At 75.6% G+C, this 11089-nt stretch carries 8 protein-coding genes; 3 read left to right on the forward strand and 5 right to left on the reverse strand.

Annotation, left to right across the window (positions count from 1 at the left end):
- Nucleotides 1-91: 91 nt before the first annotated feature.
- A complete protein-coding gene (locus tag ACQP04_RS32710; protein WP_433504319.1) occupies nucleotides 92-5707 on the reverse strand; it encodes a SpoIIE family protein phosphatase in 5616 nt (1871 codons plus the stop codon).
- A gap of 206 nt (nucleotides 5708-5913) precedes the next feature.
- On the opposite strand from ACQP04_RS32710, the gene ACQP04_RS32715 reads away from it, so the two are divergent.
- The 3 genes from ACQP04_RS32715 (at nucleotide 5914) to ACQP04_RS32725 (ending at nucleotide 6785) form a co-directional block, all read left to right on the forward strand.
- The gene (locus ACQP04_RS32715; RefSeq protein ID WP_433504320.1) at nucleotides 5914-6165 is read left to right on the forward strand and encodes a hypothetical protein; all 252 of its coding nucleotides are present in this window, start codon (nucleotides 5914-5916) and stop codon (nucleotides 6163-6165) included.
- Complete coding sequence (locus ACQP04_RS32720) at nucleotides 6162-6323, forward strand: hypothetical protein (protein ID WP_433504321.1); 162 nt, start codon at nucleotides 6162-6164, stop codon at nucleotides 6321-6323. The genes ACQP04_RS32715 and ACQP04_RS32720 overlap by 4 nt, the downstream gene beginning before the upstream one ends.
- 84 nt (nucleotides 6324-6407) lie before the next feature.
- The gene (locus ACQP04_RS32725) at nucleotides 6408-6785 is read left to right on the forward strand and encodes a hypothetical protein (RefSeq protein WP_433504322.1); all 378 of its coding nucleotides are present in this window, start codon (nucleotides 6408-6410) and stop codon (nucleotides 6783-6785) included.
- A gap of 6 nt (nucleotides 6786-6791) precedes the next feature.
- Here the strand turns inward: ACQP04_RS32725 and ACQP04_RS32730 are convergent, their stop codons facing one another.
- From ACQP04_RS32730 to ACQP04_RS32745, 4 genes are all read right to left on the reverse strand, one after another.
- Nucleotides 6792-7733, reverse strand: coding sequence for an anti-sigma factor RsbA family regulatory protein (locus ACQP04_RS32730; RefSeq protein ID WP_433504323.1), 942 nt, complete (start codon nucleotides 7731-7733; stop codon nucleotides 6792-6794).
- Entirely contained in the window at nucleotides 7730-8572 is an 843-nt protein-coding gene (locus ACQP04_RS32735; RefSeq protein WP_433504324.1) for an MEDS domain-containing protein, read from the reverse strand. The genes ACQP04_RS32730 and ACQP04_RS32735 overlap by 4 nt, the downstream gene beginning before the upstream one ends.
- Before the next feature lie 53 nt (nucleotides 8573-8625).
- A complete protein-coding gene (locus ACQP04_RS32740; RefSeq protein WP_433504325.1) occupies nucleotides 8626-10416 on the reverse strand; it encodes a thiamine pyrophosphate-requiring protein in 1791 nt (596 codons plus the stop codon).
- Between the two features lie 83 nt (nucleotides 10417-10499).
- Nucleotides 10500-11069, reverse strand: coding sequence for a TetR/AcrR family transcriptional regulator (locus ACQP04_RS32745; RefSeq protein WP_433504326.1), 570 nt, complete (start codon nucleotides 11067-11069; stop codon nucleotides 10500-10502).
- Nucleotides 11070-11089 lie beyond the last annotated feature (20 nt).

Here is an 11089-nt window from a genome sequence, read left to right on the forward strand (position 1 = left end):
CCGCTGACCTGGGAGAACGGTAGGGCCGGCGCGGTGGCGGGCGCGTCGGTGGAACCACCCATCCCGTGCCCATGCCCTCCCTATCCCGGGATCAGGCACCGCCCAGCGGCGTGTCCCCGTCGAGCCCGGTCAGGGCGAGGACCCGCGCCACCGGGCCCGTCTCCGGGCGCTCGACCCGGAGCACCACACCGCGGGCGCGGGCGTCGCCGGCGAGGTCGACGAGCATCCCGATGCCCGCGCTGGGCAGGTAGCCGACGCCGGTGAGGTCGAGGACCACGGGTGCGGCGGCGCCGGACGGGGCGAGGGCGGCCTCGAGCGGCTCGCGGACGTCGTCGATCCCGCTCAGGTCGAGGTCGCCGTGGAGGGCGAGCCGCAGCCCGGCCCCGTCCCGCTCCACCGTCAGGCCCGCCGGGGCCCGGACGACGGGGGCCGAGGCGGGCGGGCCGGGCGGCAGGGGCCCGGGCTCCCGCTCGGTCGGGTCCAGCCGGAACGTGACGAGCGTGCCGGCCTCGTTCCGGCCGATCTCGACCTCGCCGGCGAGCGCCCGGATGAGGTCGAGGCCACGGCCCCGGAACCCCTTGTCGGCCCGCTCCGGCCGCCAGTGGCCGTGGTCGCGCACGCCGACCCGGACCCCGCCGTCCGCCTCGAGCTCCAGCGCGACGGCGAAGCCCTCGGGGTCGCTGCTGCGGTAGGCGTGGTCGACGGAGTTGGCGGCGGCCTCGCCGAGGGCCAGCTGCAGGTCCTCGAGGAGGAGCTTCGGCACCGCCGCCTCCTCGGCCCAGGCCCTGACGTCCGCGCGCATCCGGCGCAGGACCTCGGGGGCCGCGGGGTAGCTCGCGTGCAGCGGTGCCGGGAGCAGCCGCACCGCGACGAGCGCGATGTCGTCCGCGTGCCCGTGCCGCTCCACGACCTCGGCGAGGAGGTGGTCCACCAGCTCGTCGGGGCCCTCGCCCGCGCGGCGCGCGGCCGCCGACGCCAGCCGGGCCAGGCCGTCGTCGACCACCTCGCCGCGCCGTTCGACCAGGCCGTCCGTGTAGAGCAGCAGCGTGGTGCCCGGCCGGATGGTGGTCGAGCCCTCGGTGAACGGCGAGCGGTCGGGCAGTCCCAGCACGGGGCCGAGGGTGTCGTCGAGGTAGCGCGCACCCTCGCGGTCGACCAGCAGCGGCGGCAGGTGCCCGGCGCGGGCCCAGCGCAGCGTGCCGGAGGCGCGGTCGAGCAGCAGGCAGGCCGCGGTCGACGCGCGGGCACCCGGGATCCACGACACGTGCGCGTCGAGGATCTCCAGGGCGGCCGCCGGGGAATGCCCCTGGCGGAGGGCACCGGACAGCGCCACCCGCAGCTGGCCCATCACCGCGGCGGCGGCCGGCCCCTGCCCGACGACGTCGCCGACGGACAGGGCGATCCGGTCGTCGTCGACGGCGAAGACGTCGTACCAGTCGCCGCCCGCCTGGACCCCGGCCGCGCCGGGCCGGTACCGGGTGGCGCTGCGCAGCCGCGGGAAGGTCGGCGGCTCCGGCGGGAGGAGGCTGCGCTGCAGGACGGCCGCGATCTCGTGCTCGGCCTCGTGCAGCCGGGCCCGGTCGAGCGCCTGCGCGCACTGCTCGGCCACCGTCAGCAACGCGGCGCGGGCCTCGTCGGACAGCTCCGGGCCGCCGTCGGGGAACCGCAGACCGAGCACTCCGAGCGGGGTCCCGCCGAGCGAGAGCGGCACGGCGACCTGATCGGGCAGCTCGCCGCCGCCCTCGTCGAGCCGGCGGTCCGACCAGGCGTGCGGGCTGCGGGTGCCGACCCAGACCGGCTCGCCCGTGCGGGCGGCGTAGGCCAGCGGGCGCGGGACGTCCGCGGCGATCCAGCGGACCGGCGGCGGCGGGTAGGCGGCGAGCACCTCCAGCTGGTCGGCGCGGTGCACCGCGACGACGGCGGACGACGCCCCGATCTCCTCGGCGTGCCCCAGGATCACCTCGGCGACCTCGGTGGGCCGCGCCGCGCCGGACAGCGCCGAGACGACCCGGCTGAAGTTCTCGGCGGCCAGCCGGGCGTCGCTCTCGGTGGCGAGCAGCTCGGCGCGCTGCAGCGCCTGCGCGCTCTGCTCGGCGAGCGACACGGCCGCCGCCCGCTCGGTGGCCGCCAGCCGCCGCGGCTCGACGAAGCCGAGCGCCACCACGCCGATGCAGCGCCCCGCCACCAGCAGCGGGACGGCGGCCGCACCGGAGTAGCCGTACTCCTCGCGGACGAGCCCGTGCAGGTGCGGGTAGTCGCGCGCCCAGTCCTCGTCCCGCTCGACCCACACCGGAGCGCCGTGGCGCACCGCGTCGGCGACGGGGGCGCGCGCGTCCTCCGGCATGCTCGCCCAGTCCCGCTGCACGGCCGGCGGCCAGCCGACGGAGTACAGCGACTCGAGCGTGCCCGAACCGCGCACCTCCCAGAGCGCCACCGACGAGGTCTTCATCAGCTGCGCGAACTGCGCCACCGCCGTCTGCGCCACCCGGCCCGGGGTCGCGGCGGCGGACAGGGCGGCGGTCGCCTCCTGCAGGAGCGTCAACCGGTGGCTCGTGTCCCGCTCGCTCTCGAAGAGCTGGGCGTTGTCGATCGCGGTCGCCGCGCGCCGGCCGATCTCCTCGAGCAGGGCCAGGTCCAGCGCGTCCTGCGGGGCGGAGGCGCCGGTCCGTGCGGTCGCCAACAGCCCGCCCACCCGTCCGCGGGCGACCAGCGGCACGAGCGAGACGGTGCGCAGGTCGAGCCGGCGGCGCGCGTCCTGCTGCTCCGGGTCGGCCGAGGCACCCACGATGTAGCTCTCGTCGACCCCGGCGGTGGCGGGGCGACCGTCGGCGAGCACCTCGTCGGCCCACCGCGAGGCGGCCTCGAGCCGGGCGAGGTCGTCCTCCTGGGCGGCGTCCCGGGCCGCGAGCGCGACCACCCGGGACGTGCCCGTGTCGTCGACGACGATCAGCCGGACCAGGTCCGCGACCCCCTCGTCGACGAGCGCGCGGACGAGCACGTCCCGCCGCCCGGCGACGGTGCTCTCCCGCTCCATCGCCGCGCCCAGCACGCCGAGGACGCGCTGGCGCTCCTGCTCGCGGTACCGGTCGTCGATGTCGAGGCAGCCGCCGACGTACCCGCGCTCCTCCGCCGCCGGGTTCAGCGGGGCGCCCCGGTCGAGCACCCAGCGGTAGTGGCCGTCGGCACGGCGGAGCCGGTACTCGGCCTCGAAGACGCCGCCCGCCGCGGCGGCGCGGCGCTCGTCGTAGCCGGCCAGGTCGTCCGGGTGGATCCGGGCGCGCCAGCCGGTGCCGAGGTCGGCCTCCCCGCCGCCCGTGTACTCCCGCCACGCCTTGTTGACGAAGAGCCGGCCGCCGTCGGCGCCGTCCGCCCAGATCAGGGCCGGGGTGGCGTCGGCGAGGGCGCGGAAGCGGCGCTCGGCGTCGGCGCGGGCGCGGCCGAGGCGCAGGTGCCCGTCGACGCGGGCCAGCAGCTCGCGGGCGGCGAAGGGCTTGGTCAGGTAGTCGTCCGCGCCGGAGGCGAGGCCCTCGACGGCCGCCTCCTGCCCCGCCCGGGCGGACAGCAGCACCACCGGCAGGCGGGCCGTCCGCGGGTCCGCGCGAAGCGCGCCGAGCAGGGCGATCCCGTCGAGCTCGGGCATCATCACATCGGACACGACGAGGTCCGGCGGGTCGGCGAGCACCGCCTCGAGCGCGGCCCGGCCGTCCGCCACCACCTGGACCGCGTACCGCGGGGCGAGCAGACGTCGCAGGTAGTCCCGCATGTCGGCGTTGTCGTCGGCGACGAGCACCCGGCCGCCCACGACCGACCCTATCGGGACGGTCCCGTCCGAGAGCTCCTCCGGCTCGCTCGGCAGCCAGCGCAGGGCCTCCGTGACGAACGGCTCGATCGACGAGGAGGCCGGCGACGACGAGGCCGGCGACGAGGCGGGCGACGAGGCCGGCTGCGGCTCCTCCGGCGTCTCCACGACCCGGTCCGCGGGCAGGTGCGCCGTGCCCAGCGGCACGGTGACGGTGAAGGTGGTGCCGACGTCGAGGGTGCTCTCCGCGCTCACCGTGCCGCCGTGCAGCGCCGCCAGCTCCCGCACCATCGCCAGCCCGATGCCGCTGCCCTCGGCCGACCGCGACCGCGTGCCGGTGATCCGGTGGAAGCGCTCGAACAGCCGCGGCATCTCGGCCGCCGGGATCCCGACGCCGGTGTCCGCGACGGTGAGCACCGCGGCGCCGTCGACCTCCCGCAGCCGGACCGTGACCGCACCCTCGAAGGTGAACTTGAGCGCGTTGGACAGCAGGTTGAGGACGACCTTCTCCCAGCTGTCCCGGTCGACGTGCACCGGTCGCGGGAGGGGCGGGCAGTCGATCACGAGCTCGAGCCCGGCGTGCTCGATCGCGGACCGGAACGCACCGGCCAGCTCGGCGGTGAAGACCCCGAGGTCCAGCGGCTCGAAGCGGGCCTCGATCCGGCCCGCCTGCAGCCGCGAGTAGTCGAGCAGGCTGTTCACCAGCTTGCCCAGCCGCAGCCCGTTGCGGTGGATCACGTCGAGCTCCGTGCGCAGCCGCTCCGCCGGGATCCCGTCGGCCGCCCGCAGCTCCTCGACCGGCCCCATGATCAGGGTGAGCGGCGTGCGGAACTCGTGGCTGACGTTGGAGAAGAAGTCGGTCTTCGCACGGTCGAGCTCGGCCAGCGCCTCGGCGCGGTGGCGCTCGGCCTCGTAGGCACGGGCGCCCTGCAGCCCGGAGGCGATCTGCGCGACCAGCAGCTCGACGAAGCCGCGGTACCCCTCGTCGTAGCGGCGGTAGGGGTTGAGGCCCACGACCACGAGGCCGGCCACGGCGTCCTCGGAGCCGAGCGGCAGGACCGCGGCCTCGATCGGCGGCCGGTCCCACTCCCCGGTCGGCAGCCCGGTGAACCGCAGGCCGAGGTCGTCGAGCACGGTCGTCCGGCCCGCCTGCGCCGCGTGGACCGGCCACGGCCCGTCCGGCCCGAGCCGCTCCGGCGCCGCCGGGGTGCCCGCCTCGATCCCGGCCGAGCAGGCCAGCCGGGCCCCACCGTCGTCGTCGAACAGGTAGACGAGGGAGAACGGCAGGTCGCGGGTGCTGGTCGCGAGCAGGTCGCAGGCGGCCTCGAGCACGGCGCTCTCGGTGCGCGCACTGGTGACGGCGCTCGACAGCGCGCGCAGGATGGACATCCGGCGCTCGCCGAGGACCCGGTCGGTGTTCTCGGTGACGACGCAGAGGAAGCCCGGGATGGCGCCGGTGTCGTCGGCGAGCGGGCTGTAGGAGAACGTGTGATACGTCTCCTCGGGGTAGCCGGACCGCTCGAGGATGAGCAGCAGGTCCTCGTCCCAGGTCGCCTCGCCGGTCTCCAGCACCGACGCGATGCGCGGGCCAATGTCCTCCCAGATCTCCGCCCACACCTCGTGGGCCGGCCGCCCGATCGCCCACGGGTGCTTGGCCCGCAGGGTGTCTCGCTGGTAGGCGTCGTTGTAGAAGAAGGCGAGCTCGGGGCCCCAGCCCATCCACATGGAGAACCGCGAGCCGAGCAGTATCCGCACGACGTTCCGCAGCGCCGACGGCCAGGTCTCGGGCCGCCCCACGGACGTCGCGGCCCAGTCCCAGCCCGCCATGATCCGGCCGAGCTCGCCACCGCGCGCGAAGATGCTCTCCTCCGCGACCTGCGGGCGCACGGTCTCGTCGGGCCGGGTCATCAAGGCTCCGTTCCGACGTCGATCCGTCCGGGAAAGCGAAGCGTAGCCGGATCCGCGGGCCCCGGTGCAGGCCTCGCGCCCGCCTCCCGCGGCGCGGGCGGAAGTTCGTGGCCGGATGCATGGAACGCGGGGGAACGGGTACGAGATCTTTCCCGGACGGTCGTGGTCGCCGGGATGCCGAGGCAGCTCAGGGAGCAGGTGACGCCGTGCCGCACGGTGACGAGTGGCGGGCCCTCGCGGCCGTCACGGGCAGCAGGACCGGGAAACTCGACCCGCGGGTCGAGCTCGTCGGCGCCGCCGTGATCCTGGCGGTGGCCGTGGCCCTCACGGTCGCGGGGCTGCTGGCGCTGAACCTCGGGATCCTCGTGGCGGCCGTGGTGGTCGGCACCGCCGGGGCGATCTGGTGGGGCGAGGCGCGGCGGCGCCACCCCGGGCACGGAACGAGGAGGCACCCATGAGCGGACCGCACGAGGAGCAGGCGCCCGAGGACCAGCCGGTGCGTCACTTCCCCGAGCAGGAGGACCCGGAGGCGCTGGACTCGGACCCGACCGAGGTCCCGCGCCCGGGCGCGCCGAGCATGCCGATGGAACCCGGTGAGGAACACGGCGACGGCTGACCCGCGGGTCGCGATCTTCCCGAGGTGTCCCCGGTGTGGTCCCGGGTACCTCCCCGCCGTCACCGACGCCGGAGGAGTGCCCGAATGACCACCAGCAGCAGGACCACGACGCCGACGCGCCGGATCGCGGCGGGCGTGCTCGCCGGCCTGGCCGCGCTCGCCCTGGCCGGCTGTGCGGGTGGGTCGCGCAGCGGCAGTGACCAACCGGGTGTGGACAACACGGTCACCGCCGCGCCGGGCCAGCCCGTGAAGACGTCGATCAGCTCGTCGTCGGAGAAGGACCTGGCCGCGGCCCTGCGCACCAACGGCGTGGACGACCCGGAGAACTGGGCGCAGATCCTCGAGCAGAACAAGCCCTACCCGGCCGGCGCCGAGGGGACGCAGAAGATCCAGCAGGTGCTGCAGCAGTTCCAGGCCACCCCGGAGAACGCGACCAAGATCACGAACGTGGTCGAGCCCTGACCTGGGTCAGGAGGGGCCCGCGGTCATCCGCACCGTGAAGCCCCCGGGCCCGCGGTGCAGGCTGACCTCCCGGCCGAGCTGGTGGGCCATCCACAGCCCGAGCCCGGCCGTCGCGCTGCCCTTGGCCGGGAGCAGGCCGGCGTAGGGGTCGCTCGGGCCGGCCCCGGTGTCGGTCACCGTGACCACGGTCCGCTCGCCGGTCCACAGCGCGACCCGCACCGGCGGGGCGCCGTGCACCCACGCGTTGTCGACGACCTCGCTCAGCGCGAGGACCAGGTCCTCCAGCTCGCCGCGGTCCAGCCGAGCGCCGAGGCCGAGCAGCGCGTGTCGGGCCGTGGCCGGGCTCGGGTCGTCGAGGACGAGGGCGGGCGGCCCCGGCTCCGCGGGCAGCGGGGCCGTCATGCCCTCGACCAGCACCTCCTCCGGGTCGACGAAGCCCGGGTTGGGCCGCCGCGTGCCGTCCGGCCCGACGAGGTGGGGATGGGTCCGGACAACGTCGTCGAGGACGGGGCGGGGCGTGGTCCGGGTGTCGTACGAGCACAGCGACCAGACGGGAAAGGTCGCGAAGGCCTGGTTGACCGCCGCCTCGTAGCGCAGCCAGCCGCCCCAGGAGGCACCGTGCCCGGGGTGCGGCACCTTCCCCAGCAGCCGGACCTGCGGCACGCCGGAGCCGACCGCCTCCGCGAACTGCTCGCGATAGGTGCGGATGGCCGACGCCGGTGTCCGGTACTGCGCTGCCGCGGAGAGCCAGGACACCCCGGTGCCCCGGGGCAGGGCCCGCCGGAGCAGCGCGGCCTCGTGGTCCCCCAGCGCGACGATCGTGGGCTCGCCGGCCGCCACGCCCTCCCGCACGAACGGCGCGACCACGGCCAGGAACTCCTCGTCGGCGCCGTGGAGCACCACCTCGTGGTGGTACCCCGCCGTGCGCGCCGCCGGCCCGGTCGTCATGCCGCCGGGTCCACGACGTCGACACGGACCCGCGCGAGCTCCAGCAGCCCGGCCATCCGCCCGACGACGCCCGGGGCGCCGCGCAGGGCGACGACGACCTCCTCGCGGCGGCCCAGCTCGTCGAGCAGGAGCAGCCCGCGATGGTCGAGGAAGCCGAGCTCCGCGGCGTCGACGACCAGCTCGTCGCCGAGCGGGCCGAGCTCGGCGCGCTCGAGCGTGCGGGCGAGCAGCGCACGGCCGGTGCGGTCGATCTCCCCGCCGAGCACGGCACCGACGCCCTCGCGGGCGAAGAAGTGGAAGGGGGTGGCGCCGGGGCTGGCGGCCGGGTGCACGCAGGCCAGCTCGGCGACGGCGGCCGCCCCGAGGACGCGCCGGTCGTAGGCGCAGACCGCGGAGAACGGGTGCCCGGTCATGTACCGGTCGATCCGCTGCTCGTAGCGGGCGAACGCGTCGCGCTGCTCCGCGCCGCGCACCAGGACGGTGATCTCGGCGGCCACGCGCAGGCCGGTGAAGCCGTCCGCGAGGGCGGCGTCCGTGGCGTCGGCGTAGGTGCGGACCTGGGCGGCGGGGTCGACGACCTCGTCGGCGCCGTACACCGACCGTACGGCGACGACCTCGACGGCACCCGGGCGAGTGCCGGCGCCGAGCTCCGCGGCGACCTCGGCCAGCTCCGCCTCGGGGGCGTCGGCCACGTAGAGCACCCGCTCACCCAGCCCGAGACCCTCGCGCAGGAACCCGACGGCCTGTCTCCGGAACTCGGCGCGGTCGTCGAACGCCAGGCAGAAGTGTCCGCCCGGGCCGAGACCACGGGCCTCGTCGACCGGTCCCGTCGCACGCACGCGAGGAGCCTGGTCGGCGCGGACCACCCGCGCGGGCCCCTCCGCGAGCCGGGTCACCTCCGCCCGGGGATGAACTCCCGGAGCTTGGTCTTGGCGCCCTCGACGACGAGGTGGGCCGCGGACGGGTCGCCCTTGAGCACCGCCTCCAGCGCGGACTTCGCCTGTTCGACGGTGGCGTGCGGCGGGATCGGCGGGACCTCCGGATCGCAGTACACGTCGAGCACCGCGGGCCGGTCCGCCGTGAGCACCCGCTCCCAGGCCGGCCCGAGCTCGTCCGGGTCCCGCACGGTGATCGCCTCCAGCCCGAGCCCGCGGGCGAAGTCGGCGTAGGAGACGTCGGGCAGCGACTGCGACTCCTCGAACTTCGGCGCCCCGCCCATCGCCCGCAGCTCCCAGGTCACCTGGTTGAGGTCGTTGTTGTGCAGCACGCACACCACCAGCCGCTGGTCGACCCACCGCTCCCGGTACCGCGCGATCGTCAGCAGCTCGGCCATGCCGTTCATCTGCATCGCCCCGTCGCCGGTGATCGCGATCGCCGGCCGGTCGGGGTGGGCGAACTTGGCGCCGATCGCGTACGGCACGGCCGGGCCCATGGTGGCCAGCGTCCCGGACAACGAGCCGCGCACCGACCCGCGGATCCGCAGCTGGCGGGCGTACCAGTTGGCCGCCGACCCGGAGTCCGCGGTCACGATCGCGTCCTCGGGCAGCCGCTGCGACAGCTCCCACACCACCCGCATCGGGTTCACCGGGTCGGCCGCCACCATGGCCTGCTGCTCCATGGTCTCCCACCAGCCCGCCACGTTCTTCTCGACGGTCTCCCGCCAGCCGCGGTCGGTCTTGCGGGTCAGCCGGGGCAGCAGCGCCCGCAGCGCCGCGGCGGCGTCGGCCACGATGTTGACCTCGGTCGGGTACCGCATCCCGATCAGCGCGCCGTCCAGGTCGATCTGCACCGCGCGCGCCTTGCCGTACTCGGGCAGGAACTGCGAGTACGGGAAGTTCGAGCCCACGATCAACAACGTGTCGCAGTCCCGCATCAGCTCGTAGCTCGGCCGCGTCCCCAGCAGCCCGATCGCCCCGGTCACCCACGCCTCGGTGTCGGGCAGCACGTCCTTGCCCAGCAACGCCTTGGCCACCCCCGCCCCGAGAACGTCGGCGACCTCGGTGACCTCGGCCGCGGCCCCGCGGGCGCCCTGCCCGACCAGGATCGCGACCTTCTCCCCCGCGTTCAGGATCTCCGCCGCCGCGGCCACGTCGGTGTCGTCCGGGACGACGGTCGGCGCCAGCAGCCCCGGCGTGCTCGACGGCACCTGCTTGAACTCGTGCGCCGGCGGCTCCCAGGTCTCGGTCTGCAGGTCGCTCGGGATGATCACCGCCGTGGGGGCGCGGCGGGTCAGCGCGGTGCGGAAGGCACGGTCGATCGCGTTCGGCAGCTGCTGCGGCACGTTCACCTCGACCAGGTAGTCCGAGGCCACGTCCTTGAACAACGCCTGCAGGTCCACCTCCTGCTGGTACGCCCCGCCCATCGCGCTGCGCTCGGTCTGCCCCACGATCGCCACCACCGGCACGTGGTCGAGCTTGGCGTCGTACAGGCCGTTGAGCAGGTGGATCGCCCCCGGCCCGGACGTCGCCATGCACACCCCGGGCCGGCCGGAGAACTTCGCGTACCCGACCGCCTCGAACGCCGACATCTCCTCGTGGCGCGACTGGATGAACCGCGGCGAGTCGTCGGCCTTCCCGAAGGCCGCCACGATCCCGTTGATCCCGTCCCCGGGATAGGCGAAGACCTGCTCCACCCCCCACTCGCGCAGACGGCGCAGGACGTGGTCGCCGACGGTCTCGGCCATGCGGACCTCCTCAGGGGTGCGGACGCTCCCCCTGCGACTACCCGGTGCGCCCCGGAACACACGGTGCTCCGGGCGTGGAGGTCCTACGGGGACGGACGCAGGCCGGCGACGAGGAGCCCGACCAGCCGGCGCGCGTCGTAGCGGGGGTCGTCCTCGGCGCCGATGCAGAGATTCCCGACGGCCCGCATGAGCTCGTAGGCCTCGAGGTCGGACCGGACCTCGCCGGCCGCGGCCGCGGCGTCGAGCAGCCGGGCGCACACGGGGACGAGGCGGTCGAGGAAGTAGGCGTGCAACGCGTCGAAGCCGGCGTCGTCGGAGCGCAGCACGGCGGCGAGCCCGTGCTTGGTGACCAGGAAGTCGACGAACCGGTCGATCCAGCGCACCAGGGCGGCGTACGGGGTGTCGCTGCTCGCCAGCAGGGCCGGACCGGCCTCGGCACAGGCCTCGACCTGGTGCCGGTACACCGCGATGATCAGGTCCGCCCGGGTCGGGAAGTGCCGGTAGATCGTGCCCGTCCCGACGCCGGCCCGGGTCGCGATGTCCCGGACCGGCGCGTTCACCCCGGCGCCGACGAAGACCTCGGCCGCCGCGTCGAGCAGCGCCTTCTCGTTGCGCCGCGCGTCGGCACGCCTGCGCGGGGGCTGCCCGCCCATCCCTGCACCCACTCCCTCCT

Origin of the sequence: Pseudonocardia halophobica, assembly GCF_050948485.1 — a bacterium.
In the GTDB taxonomy this organism is placed as follows: Bacteria; Actinomycetota; Actinomycetes; order Mycobacteriales; family Pseudonocardiaceae; genus Pseudonocardia; species Pseudonocardia halophobica.

Coding starts and splice junctions, on each gene's coding strand:
- ACQP04_RS32710 (WP_433504319.1), bottom strand. CDS start 5,707: ATGACCCGGCCCGACGAGACCGTGCGCCCGCAGGTCGCGGAGGAGAGC.
- ACQP04_RS32720 (WP_433504321.1), top strand. CDS start 6,162: ATGAGCGGACCGCACGAGGAGCAGGCGCCCGAGGACCAGCCGGTGCGT.
- ACQP04_RS32725 (WP_433504322.1), top strand. CDS start 6,408: ATGACCACCAGCAGCAGGACCACGACGCCGACGCGCCGGATCGCGGCG.
- ACQP04_RS32730 (WP_433504323.1), bottom strand. CDS start 7,733: ATGACGACCGGGCCGGCGGCGCGCACGGCGGGGTACCACCACGAGGTG.
- ACQP04_RS32740 (WP_433504325.1), bottom strand. CDS start 10,416: ATGGCCGAGACCGTCGGCGACCACGTCCTGCGCCGTCTGCGCGAGTGG.
- ACQP04_RS32745 (WP_433504326.1), bottom strand. CDS start 11,069: ATGGGCGGGCAGCCCCCGCGCAGGCGTGCCGACGCGCGGCGCAACGAG.